Below are 16736 nucleotides of genomic sequence, written 5' to 3'. Positions count from 1 at the left end.
ATAGAATTTGTAGCGAGGTTAAAAAATGACAACACACACACCAATGATCCAACAATATTTAAAAGTGAAATCGGAACATAAAGATGCCTTTCTGTTTTTTAGATTAGGCGATTTCTATGAACTGTTTTTCACGGATGCGGAAGAAGCATCTCAAATTCTTGAAATTACATTAACCAGTCGGGATTCTGGGAGTCGAGATCGGATTCCGATGTGCGGTGTACCCTATCATGCGGCTGCAGGTTATATAGAAACGCTCGTACGTAAAGGGCATAAAGTGGCTATTTGTGAGCAGACGGAAGATCCAAAAGAAGCGAAAGGCATCGTCAAAAGGGAAGTCGTTAAAATCATTACCCCTGGTACGATGACTGAAGGAAAAACAATTGATGCGAACACGAATCATTTCATCGGATCGGCTGACATTATTGATGGCAATAAGTATGCACTCGCTTATCTTGACCTAGCAACTGGTGAAGGTAAAGTGGAGTCTGTGGAAGGCGACGAGCGGACGCTGATTGCCGAAATTGAGGCACTGGGTATGAAAGAAGTCGTTGTCGATGAAGGACTGCATCTCGCTCTCAGTGATAGCATGGCGAAACGCAGTATTGTATTGTCCATCGAGTATGGCGAGGAACAGTTCGAAATGGAGAATCTTTTTGGTGCAATTCCGAACGAGGTCAAGGAAGCATGTAGCATGCTTGTATCTTATGTTAGGCGCACACAGAAAACGGCACTCGATCATATACGTCCATTCGAATTTATCCAGAAACAAACGAAACTATCCATTGATGCCAATTCAATGCGTAATCTGGAACTCATCCAATCAATTCGCAATGGTAGCAAGGATGGCACGCTTTACTGGTTGCTTGACGAGACTGTTACAGCGATGGGCGCCCGTAAATTAAAAATGTGGATTCATCAGCCATTAGCTGAGAAAAGAGCCATTGAAAATCGACTGGATGCAGTAACTGAACTTATTGAAGAGTTTTTTCTGCGGGATGAATTGAAGACAAGCCTAAAAGAAGTATACGATTTAGAGAGACTCGCTGGGCGAATTTCAATGGGAAGTGCGAGTGGAAGGGATCTTGCACAACTTCGTAACTCACTCCGTCGTGTCCCAAACATCAAAAAAGCACTTCATGAATCAGAAAGACCGTTACTAAATCAGTTTTCCGAACGAATTGACGGTTGCGAAGAAGCGCTACACATTCTTGAACTAGCAATTGCTGAAAATCCGCCACTATCCGTTAAAGAAGGCGGCATCATCAAGGATGGCTACGATGAAAAACTTGACCAATACCGTGATGCTTCAAAAAATGGTAAGGCGTGGCTTGCAGAACTTGAACGCGAGGAACGCGAGCGGACAGGCATTAAATCGTTAAAAATAGGATACAACAGAATATTCGGCTATTATATAGAGATTACGAAATCCAATATCCACCTTGCCGATTTGGAACGATATGAAAGAAAGCAGACGCTTGCGAATGCTGAACGTTACATAACTCCTGAGCTAAAAGAGAAGGAAGATCTTATCCTCAATGCGGAAGCGGGAGGACTAGAGCTAGAGTATCAGTTATTCAGTAAGGTTCGGGATTCCATGAAAACACATATTAGGCATATTCAGCATCTTGCAAGTGTCTTAAGCGAACTGGATGTCCTTCTTTCATTCGCAGCGGTTTCGGAAAAGCGTAACTACGTAAAACCAGTATTTCACGATGGAAAAGCATTGGAAATCAAGAACGGGCGTCATCCGGTCGTTGAAAAGATGATTGACCATTCTCTTTATGTTCCTAATAACTGCAAATTGACTGATGAAGCGAATATGTTGCTTATCACGGGACCAAATATGTCCGGTAAAAGTACATACATGCGGCAAGTAGCGCTCATTGTCGTGATGGCGCAGATTGGCTGCTACGTACCTTGCGATCAGGCGTCACTTCCTGTTACCGATCAAATATTCACAAGAATTGGTGCAGCGGATGACCTAGCTTCAGGACAAAGTACGTTTATGATGGAAATGATGGAATCTCAATTCGCAATCGCAAATGCAACTGCACAAAGTCTTCTCCTTTTTGATGAAATCGGACGCGGTACTTCAACATATGATGGTATGGCATTAGCGCAGGCGATGATGGAACATATTCACAATGAAATTGGAGCGAATACACTGTTTTCTACCCATTATCATGAGCTGACCAATTTAGATAATGAACTATCTCGACTTGAAAATGTTCATGTCGCTGCAATGGAACAGGATGGAAAAGTCGTCTTTCTCCATAAAGTGATGGCGGGGCCGGCTGATAAAAGTTACGGAATTTACGTTGCGGATCTTGCAGGTCTACCCGAATCGCTTCTCAACCGAGCAAAAACATTACTCACTACATTTGAAAATGTGGAAAAACGAACGGTTCATGAAGATGAACCAACGCAATTGAACTTTTTTGATATTCAACACGATGAGCAGGTTACCTTGTCGGCAGAAGAGCAAGATGTGCTGACTAATCTGAACGATGCTGATCTACTTAATATGACACCGTTCCAGGCACTGCAATACATCCATGAATTGAAAGAAAAGCTCAGACCTAAGAAAGGGTGAGACCGATAGACATCATCAAAGTGATGGACGATACGCTGTCCAATAAAATCGCTGCGGGCGAAGTCGTCGAACGTCCTGCTTCCATCGTGAAAGAGCTCGTTGAAAATGCGATTGATGCAGAAAGTACTGTGATTGAAATTGGACTTGAGGAAGCCGGTCTACTGACAATTCGTGTAACAGATAACGGCAATGGCATGTCTAAAAAAGATGCTGTTCAAGCGTTTGAGCGGCATGCAACAAGTAAGATATCAAATGACCATGATTTATTCCGAATTCGTACGCTTGGGTTCCGGGGAGAAGCACTTGCGAGTATTGCATCCGTGTCCAAGATAATTATGTGGACTTCTGACGGAGAAACAGAAGGCACAGAAGTCCAAATTGACGGAGGTCGACTTGTCAAACATGATAATGCGGCATTCCGCAAAGGAACGGACATTACTGTTTCTCAATTGTTTTTCAATACGCCTGCACGACTAAAATATATGAAAACAATTCAAACAGAACTGGGCCATACAATCGATCTCGTCAATCGACTTGCACTAAGCCATCCTACAATCGCGTTTAAACTCTCGCATTACAGTCAAGTACTATTGCAGACAGCGGGAAGCGGAGATCAACGCCGTGTGCTTTCAGATATTTACGGTATAGCTGTCGCCCGTAAAATGGTGAGCTTCGCGGGCGAGAATGCGGATTACAAAGTTTCGGGTCATGTAACATTGCCCGAAATGACACGTGCGTCAAGAAACTATATGACGTTAATCGTCAATGGCAGATGGGTGAAGAGCAATGCAATCAATCATGCAATTCTAGATGCATTCCATACGTATTTGCCGATTGGACGCTCTCCAATCTCGGTTATCAACGTTGAAGGGGATCCCTATTTGACAGACGTCAATGTGCATCCTTCCAAACAACATATCCGCATGAGTAAAGAGGGCGAGTTACTGGCGCTCATTAAAGAATCTATCCAGAAGGCTATTCGGAAAAACACAATCGTTCCTGACGCTATAAAAAAAGAACCTGCCAAGAAAAATCAATCTGAACAAGTAAATATGTGGAATCAATTCCGAACAGAAAGGCCAACAACAGTGGCAGCACCGTCAGTACCGTCAATGCAACCACTAGAAAAACCAACGTACGATTCTTATGATCTTCCTGAAAATGATCCCGTTGAACAAACGCCTTGGATGGTCAATGAACCGCAGATTTCCCTAGAAGAAGTTGAACAACAAGAAGTAGATAAAAAATTCCCTGCTCTAGCGCCAGTAGGGCAGGTTCATGGTACCTATATTGTTGCGCAAAATGAAGACGGTTTCTTCATGATTGACCAGCATGCAGCCCAAGAACGAATAAAGTATGAGTTTTTTAGGGATAAATTGAGTGAGACGGATAATGAAGAACGTCAAATGTTACTAATTCCTCTTATGTTCCATTACTCAGCAGACGAGAAAACGAAAATTGAGGAAAACATGAGTATGTTGCAGGAAGTCGGTATCTTCCTAGAGGAGTTTGGACCTTCTTCCTATGCGGTAAAAGAATATCCATCTTGGTTTCCAACAGGAGAAGAGACGGTTATCATCGAAGATATTATTGAGCAAGTGTTGACTACACGAAAAATTGATATCGGTAAATTGCGTGAAGAAGCAGCCATTATGATGAGTTGTAAACGCTCCATCAAAGCAAATCACCATTTGACACTAGCAGATATGGAAAGGCTGTTGAATGATCTATCTGCAGTCGACAATCCATTTACTTGTCCACATGGCAGGCCAGTGCTTATCCATTTCACGACGTATGAACTGGAAAAAATGTTCAAAAGAGTGATGTAGGCAGCAGATTGAGGAAGTATATATTCGTACTCCTTGTTTAATCGTGCTGAATGCGTGTACACGTGGATTGTTTGAGTCGCTAGCCAAGGATTCGGAACTTAGCGACAGAGACCTCTTACCGCTCTACAGAGGTGATTCGCCGTATTAAATGTTGCGGAAACGTGACTGGAACGAGATATTCCCTATCAAAATGTTCATATTTATTGAGACAAAAGCGAAGGACGGTGCATTCCAATGAGAGAAGCGACACTTGAAATGTCAGATGGTTTTTTAATTCATGCCATCGTGATGAAACCAGAAGGTAATCCGGTTGGACATATCCATCTTCTTCACGGCATGTCCGAACATATTGGCAGATATGTAGAATTTGCATACTATCTCGTGGAGAAAGGATATATCGTATCTGGTCACGACCACCGGGGACATGGCAAGACGGCTAAAATGAACGGAATGAAAGGGCATTTTGCCGATGAGGACGGCTTTGACCACGTTGTTCAAGATGCTTTCGAAGTCATTTCGAAACTCCGGGAGCAGTATCCATCCCCGCGTTTCGTTCTGTTCGGTCATAGTATGGGATCGTTCGTCGCACGGAGATATGTCCAACTCCACGGCAGTGAAGTTGACCAGGCAATATTTTCAGGGACAGGCGGAGACCCTGGTGCAAGCCGCTTCGCAGGGCAGGCAGTTGCTTATCTGCACGGCAAGAAAAACGGTTTTGATCAGCCAGATAATTTCCTAAACAAACTCGTTTTTGGTGGTTTCAATAAGTCGGTTCATCAACCGAAAACGCCATTTGACTGGCTTTCTACCGATACTGAAGCTGTTGAGAAATATTTGATTGACCCCGCTTGTGGAGTAGTCCCAACCACACGTTTTTTTGCGGATTTATTCAAAGGACTTGGAGAAATCCATGACATAGATGAAATAAATAAAATCCCTAAAAAACTTCCTATTATCCTTTTTTCAGGGAGTGAAGATCCGGTAGGTGACAGTGGAAAAGGGGTTTGGAGTGTAGCAAAGCAATACAATAAGGCGGGCCTAGAAGATGTTACGGTACTTTTGTTTGAAGGTGGCAGGCATGAAATGCTCCATGAAAAGAACCGTCAACACGTATTCAAAACCGTTTATGACTGGATTGAAAAAAATGAGCAAATATCCTGAAGTAATCGCAATCGTCGGACCAACAGCATCTGGAAAGACGTCGTTAAGTATTGAACTTGCCAAAATAATTGGCGGGGAAGTCATTAATGGTGATGCGATGCAAGTATACAAAGGGCTTGATATTGGGACAGCCAAAATCACAGAAGAAGAGATGAATGGCATCCCGCATCATTTATTCGATGTAAAAGAACCGAATGAACCTTTTTCTGTTGCAGAGTACCAAACGGATGTACGAAAGTGGATAAAAGATATACAGGGCCGTGGAAAAACGCCAATCATCGTAGGGGGGACCGGATTATACATTCAATCCGTACTGTTCGATTTCCGTTTTACAGAAGAAGCGGCGGATCTAGAAGTAAGGAAACGCTTGGAGCAGGAACTTGCTGAAAAAGGGGCCGCATATCTGTATGAAAAACTGGTTGAGCTTGACCCGGTGAGTGCTGAAAAAATTCACCCGAATAATCATCGCCGGCTTGTTCGAGCGCTTGAAATCATTGAAGTTACAGGTAAAACAAAGGAAGATCATGAAGACGACGCAGGACACGCATCTCTTTATGACCATCTCATTGTTGGTCTTGAAATGGACCGGGATGTGCTCTATGAACGGATTGGTCTCCGTGTCGACATAATGATGGAGAAAGGTCTTCTAGAGGAAGCGAAACGATTATGGGATGAAGAAATTCGTGGCGTACAATCTGTACAAGCGATTGGCTATAAAGAACTTCATCAATATATCGAAGAGAAGTTGTTACTAGACGACGCTGTTGAATTAATTAAAAAAAATACGCGTAACTACGCAAAACGGCAAATGACCTATTTCCGCAACAAACTGGCCATCAGCTGGGTCGATGCAGAATTGGGAACTACTGAAATTGTAAATAGAATTTTGGCAATCTTGAAGGGTTTCGATAATCCGGGTCGAATAAAGTAAGTGGAGCACTAGAAATATAGCTATGACAACTGGAGGATTCGGCGTATGAAACAGGTTAACATGCAAGAAACGTTTTTAAACTCGTTACGAAAGAATAATACATTTGTAACGGTATTCTTACTGAATGGATTTCAATTGAAAGGACTTATTAAATCGTATGACAATTATACCGTCTTGCTTGAGTCGGACGGCAAGCAACAACTAATATATAAACATGCGATCTCCACATATGTCCCAACGAAACCGGTAATTTTAAAAGACGAAACGGAATAACCAAAAGCGGAAGCGCCTGTTCAGAGGCGGCAGACATAAGACGTGCCGACGAAGCGGCGTTTTTTGCCGCATAGTTGGACCGACTTATGACCGAGCCTCTAGGCGCTGGAGTCTAGACGTAACCAAAAGCGAAAGCGCCTGTAACAAATGAATGTAGCTTAAGTGCGCCACTTCCTGTGGCAACAGCTACATGACCAGCATCCTGTGGGCCCGCGGCAGACATAAGACGTGCCGACGAAGCGGCGTTCTTTGCCGCATAGTTGGACCGACTTATGACCGAGCCTCTAGGCGCTGAAGTCTAGACGTAACCAAAAGCGGAACAGGGAGTAAAATCCCCGTTCCGCTTTTGGTTTTAATGAATTTTTCCATTTGGCAATTTCCATTGGAAAACAAGCGAGAAAATACGTAGACCGGCTGTCATCACAAGTAACGCATAAAGTGCCAGATCACTCTTAAATAGCCCGAGGCCGACTATAAGACCGGCGAGTGCAGCCCACACTGCGTAGATGTCCCGTTTGAAGACGAGTGGCTTCCTTCCTGCGAGCAAGTCACGGATGACACCACCACCTGCTCCCGTTAGAACTGCTGCAACCATAACTGCATAAATTGACATGTTCAGTGATATGGCAAGCATGGCGCCTTGAATGGCGAATGCAGCCAATCCGATTGCATCAAAGTAATTACCCCATCTATTCCAATGGGAAAGAAGATACCTAGAGAAAAAGAAAATAATGGTTATCAAAATACTTGCCACAAAAAATAAGAATTGCTGATCCCATAATACAGAGACAGGCACACCAATTAAGACATTACGAACTGCACCACCGCCGAAAGCAGTGACCATACCCAATATATAAACACCAAAGATGTCATATTCCTCTTCCATTGCAACAATTGCGCCTGAAATGGCGAATGCCGCGGTGCCGATAAAGCTAAAAACATCCCAAGCCACTTCATTTCCCCCATTCAATATACCATTAAGAATTCTAACAGATAACAATTAATAATCAATGACGAAAACCTTGTAAACGTTGACCTCTACGGACAGACTGATAAGATAATGAAGTGACTATTTAATGAAATGAGGAATACCAATTATGTTTACAGAACAAGACGACCTTTTATTTGAGAATGCGGAAGCGATCGAAGAGAAACTTGCACCATTTTTCAAAGGTATCGAAAAAACTGCCTTTTACAATCAACGGAAAGTACTCGCTGCGTTCCGTAAAAATACGGTGAGCGATTTTCACCTGACTGGTTCAACAGGTTACGGCTATGATGACGCGGGCCGAGATGTATTGGAACAAGTATACGCTGACGTTTTTGGAGCAGAAGATTGCCTAGTACGCAATCAAATTATATCTGGAACACATGCTATTTCAATCAGTCTTTTCGGAATCCTGCGACCAGGTGATGAGCTCCTTTATATTACAGGGAAACCTTATGATACATTGGACTCCATTGTTTCTGGAAAAGGGAAAGACACGGGTTCACTGCATGATTATGGCATCACCTATAAACATATCGATTTGAATGAAGATGGTACAGTCGATTTTGAAGAAGTAGCTAAAAACATTCACAGTAAGACGAAAATGATTGGTATCCAGCGGTCAAAAGGCTATTCAGACCGTCCATCTTTCATGGTGGATGAAATTGGTGAAATGGTTCGTAAAGCGAAGGCCATCAATCCTGACCTCGTTGTGTTTGTCGACAACTGTTATGGCGAATTTGTCGAGGAACAAGAGCCGATTCAAGTCGGTGTTGACTTAATGGCAGGTTCACTGATCAAAAATCCAGGTGGAGGTCTCGCAAGAACGGGTGGTTATATCGCTGGGCGTGCAGACCTAGTTGAAAAGTGTGCATACCGGATGACTTCACCAGGTCTAGGGGCAGAAGCCGGGGCATCGCTGGATACGCTGCGGGAAATGTACCAAGGATTTTTCCTAGCGCCGCATGTTGTCAGTCAAGCCGTAAAAGGAGCGCTTTTCACCGCAGCACTTCTAGAAAGTTTCGGACTCAACACATCGCCGCATTACACAGAAAAAAGAACCGATCTAATTCAGTCGGTATCCTTTGAAAATGCCGATCAAATGATTGCGTTCTGTCGGTCAATTCAAGAAAACTCGCCTATCAATGCGCACTACGCCCCTGAGCCGTCGTATATGCCCGGCTACACCGACGATGTCATCATGGCGGCAGGGACATTCATCCAAGGCTCCAGCATCGAACTGACGGCAGACGGCCCCATCAGACCGCCCTATACGGCGTATGTCCAAGGTGGCTTGACGTACGAGCATGTAAAAGTAGCCGTGCTATCTTCAATCGGTAAACTAGTTAAGGAAAACTTAATCGGGAATTAAATTAAACGAACTGACACGGCAATCAGCGAAACTGTGAGGGCAAAGCGGAAAACTGTAATGGCAACGCCGAACTGTCACGGCAATCAGTGAAACTGTGAGGGCAAAGCGGAAAACTGTAATGGCAACGCCGAACTGTCACGGCAATCAGCGAAACTGTGAGGGCAAAGCGGAAAACTGTGAGGGCAACGCCGAACTGTAATGCCAATCAGCGAAACTGTGAGGGCAAAGAGGAAAACTGTAATGGCAACGCCGAACTGTCATGGCAATCAGTGAAACTGTGAGGGCAAAGCCGAAAACTGTAATGGCAACGCCGAACTGTCACGGCAATCAGTGAAACTGTGAGGGCAAGGCGGAAAACTGTAATGGCAACGCCGAACTGTCACGGCAATCAGCGAAACTGTGAGGGCAAGACGGTAAACTGTCACGGCAAAGCCGAAAACTGTCACCTCAACGCTACAAATAAAAAGGGCTGTTTCCTTCAATCGAAGGAAACAGCCCTTTTGCATACTTAGAATTAATGAATCATACGATAAACGCCAACTACCTTACCTAGAATTGATACGTTATCAAGGATGATTGGATCCATTGAAGCATTCTCAGGTTGCAGACGGAAATAATCTTTTTCTTTAAAGAAACGTTTCACTGTAGCTTCATCGTATTCGGTCATTGCCACGACAATCTCGCCGTTATTTGCTGTCTGTTGTTGTTTAACGACAACATAGTCGCCATTCAAAATTCCGGCCTCAATCATACTGTTACCAACTATTTCAAGCATGAACAGATTGTCTTCCGATGTACCAAAAGATTCAGGTAGTGGGAAGTACTCTTCTATATTTTCAATAGCTGTAATTGGAAGACCAGCCGTAACTTTACCGACAAGAGGTACGTGAAGAACGCCGGGTTTCAACGTTTCTAAGCCTTCTGGATCGAGTACTTCAATTGCTCTCGGTTTTGTCGGGTCTCTTCTAATGAAACCTTTGCTTTCCAATCGCGCTAAATGCCCGTGAACAGTCGAACTTGATGCCAAACCGACAGCCTCGCCAATTTCTCTCACGGATGGTGGATAACCTTTTTTCTTCACTTCAGATTTAATGAAAGACAAAATATCTTCCTGCCTTTTTGAAATTTTTTGCATCCTATTCACCTCTCACCTTATATTCTGCTAATTTCCGAAAGTCGTAAAATAAATTCCCGACAATCTAGTCTTTTCGATAGATTCATTATATCAGTCTCTTGTATAAATGGCAAACACAGGTTCGAATAAGTGTTGACAAACTCATTTTCCTTTTCTATAATGAGAACAAGCATTCCGAACAAGTATTCGCAAGGGGGAGTAATGATGACTTTTATTAAAAGAAATAGCTATGTTGTACTTATTATCGTTTTATGTATGGTTTTTGCAATTATAGGTGTAAGTAAATACGAGAAGGAACAAATGGTCACGAAAATAACAATTACTGAAGGGGATACGCTTTGGGGTCTCGCTTATCTTCACTCGGATAATATGTCTACAGATAAATGGATCAAAGAAGTGATAAAATTGAATGACCTATCATCTGCTACAATAAAAAGAGGCGAGGATCTACTTTTGCCTGCTGTACGGACTGTGGGGGAAAACAATACACAACTGGCGGGTGTTAATCGATGACAGGGCACTATAAAAGATGTGTCATCTATTGCCGGGTGAGCACTGAGAAAGAAACGCAGGAAATGTCACTGGTGAGGCAAGAAGAGGAGCTTGTGGACTTGGCAACTGAACTCGGTCTCGAACATGTCGCGACATTTATGGATAAGCATAGCGGTTTTGACATTGACCGTGAGGGGCTTCTAAGTCTGCTGGATTACATCCGTGACGAGGAAGTCGATGCAATCCTAATTCAAGACGAAACAAGACTTGGACGTGGAAATGCAAGGATGGCAGTTTTACATCTATTGGCAAAAACGGACACGGCGATTTATTCACATAATGATAGCGGACCTATAGCACTAAATGAAATGGATACAATGTTACTTGAGATTTTAGCTATCGTCGAAGAGTACCAGCGCAAACTACATAACGCCAAAATCAAAAGGGGCATGAAACGCGCAGTAAGGGAGGGCTATCGACCCGAGCGTAACTTGAAAAATAGGGGTAACGTGGACGGTCGTGAACGGATTGAAGTGCCGATAGCTGAAATCGTTTCATTGAGGGACAAAGGACTAACCTATGAAGAAATTACTGGTGTCTTGAAAGGACTGGGGCATGATATTAGTAAAGCGACCGTGCATCGCAGGTATAAAGAATATGAGGTGGAGCAGGAAGGCTGATTTATTGCACTTTCTGCTCTTTTTGTATACGTTTGTAGTCATAAACTATAATGGAGGAAATAATATGCTATCAGCTGATAAAATGAAACGAATTAATGAACTATCAAAAAAATCGAAGACGGCAGGTCTGTCGGTCGAAGAAGCCAAAGAACAGACACAACTGCGAAAAGAATATCTAGAGACATTTCGTTCATCAATGCGCAATACAATTGAGAATGTCAAAGTTCTTGATACTGAAGGCAATGATGTGACACCTGATAAGGTGAAAGACGCCCGTGGCGGAAAATATCTAAACTGAGCTTTGCATTAACTGCACGAATTGTCTAAACTAAGATATGTAGATAATTACATATGACGGGAAGGATGTACACAATGACTAAACAAATTGATCAGCTAGCCATTAACACAATCCGTACGCTCTCTATTGACGCAATCGAAAAAGCGAATTCTGGACACCCAGGTTTACCAATGGGGGCTGCTCCAATGGCCTATACGCTTTGGACGAAGCATATGCAACACAACCCTTCAAATCCACAGTGGTTTAACCGTGACCGTTTCGTTCTCTCGGCAGGACACGGCTCAATGCTTTTATACAGTCTTCTTCATCTTGGTGGTTATGGACTTCCGATGGATGAAATCAAGAACTTCAGACAATGGAACTCTAAAACACCGGGACATCCCGAATACGGTCATACAGTCGGTGTCGAAGCAACAACTGGCCCACTTGGACAAGGTATTGGTATGGCAGTCGGAATGGCAATGGCAGAACAACACCTTGCTGCAACGTACAATCAACCAAGTTTTGACGTTGTCGACCACTACACATATGCTCTATGCGGTGATGGCGATCTCATGGAAGGCGTTGCTGCTGAAGCAATTTCACTTGCAGGTCACTTGCAGTTAAATAAACTGATTGTCCTATATGATAGCAATGATATTTCACTAGACGGCGAGCTTGACATGTCTTTCTCTGAAAATATTCGTAAGCGCTTTGAATCATATGGTTGGAATTACATCCGTGTTGAAGACGGTAACGACATTGGCCTCGTTTCATCAGCTATCGAAGAAGCTAAAGGCAATGTCGGAGGTCCGACAATGATCGAAGTTAAAACGGTCATCGGATACGGATCACCAAACAGATCTGGAAAATCAGATGCGCATGGTATGCCACTTGGTGAAGATGAAATGAAATTGACAAAAGAATATTATAAATGGACGTTCGAAGAAGATTTCCATGTACCTGAAGGCGTCTATGAAACATTCCAAGAATCTGCCGAGAAATTGGGCGTGCAAAAAGAACAGGAATGGAACGAACTTTTTGAAAAATACGAAACGACACATGCGGATCTTGCGAAGCAATTGAAAGATGCAATCGAGCGTAAACTACCTGAAGGCTTCGAAAAATCTTTGCCGACGTATGAAGCGGGTTCATCCCACGCGACACGTTCTGCATCTGGTGACGCTATCAATGCGATTGCTAAACAGCTTCCTTCGTTCTTTGGTGGAAGTGCGGACCTTGCAGGTTCTAACAAGACGACAATTAAGGGAGCAGGAGATTTCCTTGCTACCGATTATTCCGGCCGTAATATTTGGTTCGGTGTTCGTGAGTTTGCAATGGGAACAGCGTTAAACGGAATGACTTTGCACGGCGGATTACATGTATTCGGTGGGACGTTCTTCGTGTTCAGTGACTACGTACGTCCCGCTATCCGACTTTCATCTCTGATGGGTATCCCTGTCACATACGTATTTACACACGACAGCGTAGCTGTTGGTGAAGACGGTCCTACACATGAGCCAGTTGAACAACTTGCTGCGCTTCGTGCGATGCCTGGATTGTCAGTTATTCGTCCGGCTGACGCTAACGAAACTGCAGCTGCTTGGAATATTGCAGTGTCGTCGAAGAACTCGCCAACTGCACTAGTATTGTCTCGTCAAAACTTGACTGTCCTGCCGAAGTCAGCTGAACTTGCGATGGAAGGCGTCAAAAAAGGAGCTTACATCGTATCCCCTGCAAGCAAAAAACAAGCGGACGCAATTTTAATTGCAACCGGTTCTGAAGTTAGCTTAGCGGTATCTTCACAGGCGAAACTATTAGCTGAAGGAATCGATGTTACTGTTGTTTCAATGCCTTCGTGGGACCTGTTTGAGAAACAAGACGATGCATACAAACAAAGCGTATTGCCGAAAGACGTAAAAAAACGTCTTGGTATCGAAATGGGTGTTTCATTAGGGTGGCATAAATATGTTGGTGACGAAGGAGCAATCATTGCGATTGACACTTTCGGAGCAAGTGCACCTGGAGATACTGTCATCAAAGAATTTGGCTTCACAGAGGACAATGTTCTTGCAACTGTGAAAATGTTAATCAACAACTAAAAATAAATGAAACAGTCCCGATCGCCGAAGAAACTCTGGCAATCGGGACTGTTTTTCAAGACTACTTGACAGAATTTTTAGTTATCCATCTTTTCCGACAATAATAGTGCAGTTCTATTCCGCAATATGACAACCTTTTTATATCAAACCATGTAGGATTATCTCTAGGGGGTGGCGATATTGCGATCATACGGAATTTATAAAGTGAAAGAAATGTACCAGCCATTCGTCATTGGACGTGAACGGCTGTTGTATGACCTATTAAAAGAAGATGAGCAGAATAATGATTGTATGCCTGAAGTCCATTACTTATGTGACAGGCTTGAAGAGAAAATGATTGATGAGGCTATCATTGCAAACCTTGGCGAAGGATTTACGTCGATTGAATCCCGAAATGGGGAATACAAACTGACGCATCCCGTCAAAGGATCCATTCTTATTTCGTTATCATCGTATTCGCTTAATGTCTTTTGCGACGGATCCCGCATGCTCGATTTAGATTTGTTTGTTGCCTTATCTGGGGCGGCAGATCGCTTCTTCGCTGTTATGGATGGGCACGGGGAATGGGGATGGCTGAAACCGGTCAAAACGACTGATTTTCGTTCATATGAAGAAGCCGCATATCTTTGACATGATATTTAAAGGATAGGGACAAAAAGGACCCAAATCTCAAAAATAGGGTCTATTTTGTCTGTTTAAATAGTGTGAAGTAAGAAATGCTATTATGCGATGATTAGAATATTTAATTGTGGTCCATTGCTATTCACTAGTGCAATGTTGTATAATCCATCATGGTAGAGTAAAATCGAATAACTGAAGTAGAGGAGGTATAGCGGATGACTACAGTATGGTGGATCGTTTTGATCATCGTCGCGCTATTAGCAGGTGTGGCCCTCGGATTTTTCATTGCACGTCAATATATGATGAAATATTTGAAAGATAACCCACCGATTAATGAAGACATGTTACGTATGATGATGATGCAAATGGGACAAAAACCCTCACAGAAAAAAATCAATCAAATGATGAACCAAATGAACAAAGTAAGTGACAAAAAAGATAAAAAGGTTAAAAAGTAATTACGTAATACCTGTTATTAATGGGGATGTAAAGGATTAGTGAAAAGGAAAGCCTGCAAATTTTTATACATAGGTTAATCTTTCACCTGAAATTTACTCGGATTACTTAAACTTTCTACCGATCACTTAATAAGCCATTTTTTCTGTTGAACGCTTGACAGGAAAGATGGTTTTTTGTTGTATAGGAATATATTGATTTCCTACTGAGGATAAGTAAACGCTCGGGGATATGATCGGTCGAGTGAAGTTTATGCTTGGTAGGCGTGGTATATGATCGGTCGAGTGAAGTTTATGCTTGGTAGGCGTGGTATATGATTGGTCGTATGTCGTTATTGCTCGGTTGGTATGGTATATGATCGGTCGTGAGTAGTTAATGCTCGGTTGGCGTGGTATATGTTGGTCGTGTGTCGTTTATGCTCGGTTGGCGTGGTATATGATTGGTCGTGTGTCGTTAATGCTCGGTCGGCGTGGGATATGATTGGTCGTGAGTAGTTAATGCTTGGTTGGCGTGGGATATGATTGGTCGTGTGCCGTTAATGCTTGGTTGGTGTGGGATATGATCGGTGGTGTGTCGTTAATGCTCGGTCGTGAGTAGTTTATGCTCGGTTGGCGTGGTATATGTTGGTCGTGTGTCGTTTATGCTCGGTAGGCGTGGGATATGATCGGTCGTGTGCCGTTAATGCTCGGTTGGCATAAGATATGATTGGCTGTGGATAGTTAATGATCGGTTCGCATAGGATATGATTGATAGCGGGGCATTTATGATCGGTAGCAAAGTATTTACGCTTGGTCCCGCAAAAAAAAGTTATACAAAAACCCCGAATTTCGGGTCTTTTTTCAAAGTGTCCGAAATTCGGGGTACAGTTCAATGGTTCATAACTTGTTTATTTCTTCAATCTCTAAATTTAAACCGTCCTAGAAATTCCTGTACTGTTTTTTCGTATTGCACAGGATTATCATTGAACGATTTGGCGTGGGCACCTTTTTTAAAAAGTTTCAACATTTTGTCGCCTTGCTTTGCTTCGTACAATTCCTCTGTCATATAGGGAAGGATGAAATCGTCTTCCAAACTGTGGATGAACAGAACCGGTTTAGTAATGTTTCTGACGACTTCTCGCGGAGAGACAAGGTTCAGGGTGTAGCCATCGCGCATTTTAAGAAAGACGTTGGCAACACGTAGAGCCATTGATGATCGTATAGGTGTATTTGTCCGTAAAATATGAAGAATCTGCTCGGAGAAATCAGAAAACGGACAATCGACGATATGAAAATTTGCTTCATCCTTAAAGGTTCCCGCATATAATATCGTCGTTGCAGCACCCATTGATTCACCGTGGATGCCGAGCAATGCTCGCTTTCCAATTCGTTCCCGTACCGCACGGACAATTACCTGTAAATCAATCTTTTCATAATATCCAAAACTTGTCGTCCTTCCTCCTGAATCACCATGTCGTCGATGATCATAGATGACAGAATTAAATCCAAGACGTTCAAAAAGACGGGCATATTTCATTGAATTGATTTTATTTTCCGTTACGCCGTGACAAATGATTACCGTTCTAGCCGTTTCAAGTGGTTTCAGAAAGACCGCTTTCAATAAATAACCGTTTGGTGACTCAATCCACATATTGTCTTTGCGCACTGTTTCATACCAATGTTCATCGAACCGTTTCGAAATAATTTCACGTTCTAAAATAAAGTTGGAATCCTTCAACTTCAAAAACATCAGTCTATTCGTTGCGAGAAATCCGAAAATGCTCAGTAACGCTGTAACAATGCTAGAGATCACACCGGTTATATAAAGAACGCGCCGTTTCAACCCAC

The 16736-nt window shown here is 42.9% G+C and carries 15 protein-coding genes; 12 read left to right on the top strand and 3 right to left on the bottom strand.

What is annotated here, in order from left to right; translation table 11 throughout:
* Positions 1-25 precede the first annotated feature (25 nt).
* The 5 genes from mutS (at position 26) to hfq (ending at position 6787) form a co-directional block, all read left to right on the top strand.
* Positions 26-2593: a DNA mismatch repair protein MutS gene (mutS, locus tag ACP8HG_RS09795; RefSeq protein WP_067211073.1), complete on the top strand. Its 2568-nt coding sequence runs from the start codon at positions 26-28 to the stop codon at positions 2591-2593.
* A 5-nt stretch (positions 2594-2598) separates the two neighbouring features.
* Positions 2599-4422, top strand: a complete 1824-nt coding sequence (gene mutL / locus ACP8HG_RS09790) for a DNA mismatch repair endonuclease MutL (protein WP_438298641.1) — start codon at positions 2599-2601, stop codon at positions 4420-4422.
* A 234-nt stretch (positions 4423-4656) separates the two neighbouring features.
* The gene (locus tag ACP8HG_RS09785) at positions 4657-5583 is read left to right on the top strand and encodes an alpha/beta fold hydrolase (RefSeq protein ID WP_399628118.1); all 927 of its coding nucleotides are present in this window, start codon (positions 4657-4659) and stop codon (positions 5581-5583) included.
* The gene (gene miaA, locus ACP8HG_RS09780) at positions 5549-6514 is read left to right on the top strand and encodes a tRNA (adenosine(37)-N6)-dimethylallyltransferase MiaA (protein ID WP_438298573.1); all 966 of its coding nucleotides are present in this window, start codon (positions 5549-5551) and stop codon (positions 6512-6514) included. The genes ACP8HG_RS09785 and miaA overlap by 35 nt, the downstream gene beginning before the upstream one ends.
* Positions 6515-6559: 45 nt before the next feature.
* Positions 6560-6787 (top strand): RNA chaperone Hfq, encoded by a 228-nt coding sequence (gene hfq, locus ACP8HG_RS09775; protein ID WP_067211068.1) that lies wholly within the window; start codon positions 6560-6562, stop codon positions 6785-6787.
* Between the two features lie 352 nt (positions 6788-7139).
* On the opposite strand, the gene ACP8HG_RS09770 is transcribed toward hfq, so the two are convergent.
* A complete protein-coding gene (locus ACP8HG_RS09770) occupies positions 7140-7739 on the bottom strand; it encodes a trimeric intracellular cation channel family protein (protein WP_067211066.1) in 600 nt (199 codons plus the stop codon).
* A gap of 145 nt (positions 7740-7884) precedes the next feature.
* Here ACP8HG_RS09770 and ACP8HG_RS09765 point away from each other — a divergent pair, with 145 nt between their 5' ends.
* Positions 7885-9147 (top strand): aminotransferase class I/II-fold pyridoxal phosphate-dependent enzyme, encoded by a 1263-nt coding sequence (locus ACP8HG_RS09765; RefSeq protein ID WP_438298572.1) that lies wholly within the window; start codon positions 7885-7887, stop codon positions 9145-9147.
* Between the two features lie 514 nt (positions 9148-9661).
* Here ACP8HG_RS09765 and lexA read toward each other — a convergent pair.
* Positions 9662-10282, bottom strand: a complete 621-nt coding sequence (gene lexA / locus ACP8HG_RS09760) for a transcriptional repressor LexA (protein WP_067211062.1) — start codon at positions 10280-10282, stop codon at positions 9662-9664.
* 204 nt (positions 10283-10486) lie between these two features.
* Between lexA and yneA the strand changes: the two genes are divergently transcribed.
* The 6 genes from yneA (at position 10487) to ACP8HG_RS09730 (ending at position 14912) form a co-directional block, all read left to right on the top strand.
* On the top strand, positions 10487-10795 hold the full coding sequence (gene yneA / locus ACP8HG_RS09755) for a cell division suppressor protein YneA (protein WP_067211060.1): 309 nt from the start codon (positions 10487-10489) through the stop codon (positions 10793-10795).
* Complete coding sequence (locus ACP8HG_RS09750; protein ID WP_067211058.1) at positions 10792-11454, top strand: YneB family resolvase-like protein; 663 nt, start codon at positions 10792-10794, stop codon at positions 11452-11454. Before yneA ends, ACP8HG_RS09750 begins: the two co-directional genes overlap by 4 nt.
* Positions 11455-11518: 64 nt before the next feature.
* Positions 11519-11752: a DUF896 domain-containing protein gene (locus ACP8HG_RS09745; RefSeq protein ID WP_067211055.1), complete on the top strand. Its 234-nt coding sequence runs from the start codon at positions 11519-11521 to the stop codon at positions 11750-11752.
* Between the two features lie 74 nt (positions 11753-11826).
* Positions 11827-13833, top strand: coding sequence for a transketolase (gene tkt, locus ACP8HG_RS09740; RefSeq protein WP_438298571.1), 2007 nt, complete (start codon positions 11827-11829; stop codon positions 13831-13833).
* A 180-nt stretch (positions 13834-14013) separates the two neighbouring features.
* Entirely contained in the window at positions 14014-14463 is a 450-nt protein-coding gene (gene sirA / locus ACP8HG_RS09735) for a sporulation inhibitor of replication protein SirA (protein ID WP_067211050.1), read from the top strand.
* A 206-nt stretch (positions 14464-14669) separates the two neighbouring features.
* Positions 14670-14912 (top strand): YneF family protein, encoded by a 243-nt coding sequence (locus tag ACP8HG_RS09730; protein ID WP_067211048.1) that lies wholly within the window; start codon positions 14670-14672, stop codon positions 14910-14912.
* An 892-nt stretch (positions 14913-15804) separates the two neighbouring features.
* Here ACP8HG_RS09730 and ACP8HG_RS09725 read toward each other — a convergent pair.
* Positions 15805-16731 carry an alpha/beta hydrolase gene (locus ACP8HG_RS09725; RefSeq protein WP_067211046.1) on the bottom strand — a complete coding sequence of 309 codons (927 nt, stop codon included), beginning with the start codon at positions 16729-16731 and terminating at the stop codon, positions 15805-15807.
* Between the last annotated feature and the right edge of the window lie 5 nt (positions 16732-16736).

The sequence above is a fragment of the Sporosarcina sp. FA15 genome (genome assembly GCF_051550195.1).
Lineage (GTDB): Bacteria > Bacillota > Bacilli > Bacillales_A > Planococcaceae > Sporosarcina > Sporosarcina psychrophila.
Note: the sequence above shows the minus strand (reverse complement) of the source record. Positions and strands in the feature narration are given on the sequence as shown.

What these genes read in the sequence shown, in the direction of transcription:
- hfq (WP_067211068.1), top strand. Translation starts at nt 6,560, where the DNA reads ATGAAACAGGTTAACATGCAAGAAACGTTTTTAAACTCGTTACGAAAG.
- mutS (WP_067211073.1), top strand. Translation starts at nt 26, where the DNA reads ATGACAACACACACACCAATGATCCAACAATATTTAAAAGTGAAATCG.
- yneA (WP_067211060.1), top strand. Translation starts at nt 10,487, where the DNA reads ATGACTTTTATTAAAAGAAATAGCTATGTTGTACTTATTATCGTTTTA.
- ACP8HG_RS09765 (WP_438298572.1), top strand. Translation starts at nt 7,885, where the DNA reads ATGTTTACAGAACAAGACGACCTTTTATTTGAGAATGCGGAAGCGATC.
- ACP8HG_RS09745 (WP_067211055.1), top strand. Translation starts at nt 11,519, where the DNA reads ATGCTATCAGCTGATAAAATGAAACGAATTAATGAACTATCAAAAAAA.
- tkt (WP_438298571.1), top strand. Translation starts at nt 11,827, where the DNA reads ATGACTAAACAAATTGATCAGCTAGCCATTAACACAATCCGTACGCTC.
- ACP8HG_RS09750 (WP_067211058.1), top strand. Translation starts at nt 10,792, where the DNA reads ATGACAGGGCACTATAAAAGATGTGTCATCTATTGCCGGGTGAGCACT.
- ACP8HG_RS09785 (WP_399628118.1), top strand. Translation starts at nt 4,657, where the DNA reads ATGAGAGAAGCGACACTTGAAATGTCAGATGGTTTTTTAATTCATGCC.
- lexA (WP_067211062.1), bottom strand. Translation starts at nt 10,282, where the DNA reads ATGCAAAAAATTTCAAAAAGGCAGGAAGATATTTTGTCTTTCATTAAA.
- ACP8HG_RS09730 (WP_067211048.1), top strand. Translation starts at nt 14,670, where the DNA reads ATGACTACAGTATGGTGGATCGTTTTGATCATCGTCGCGCTATTAGCA.
- miaA (WP_438298573.1), top strand. Translation starts at nt 5,549, where the DNA reads ATGACTGGATTGAAAAAAATGAGCAAATATCCTGAAGTAATCGCAATC.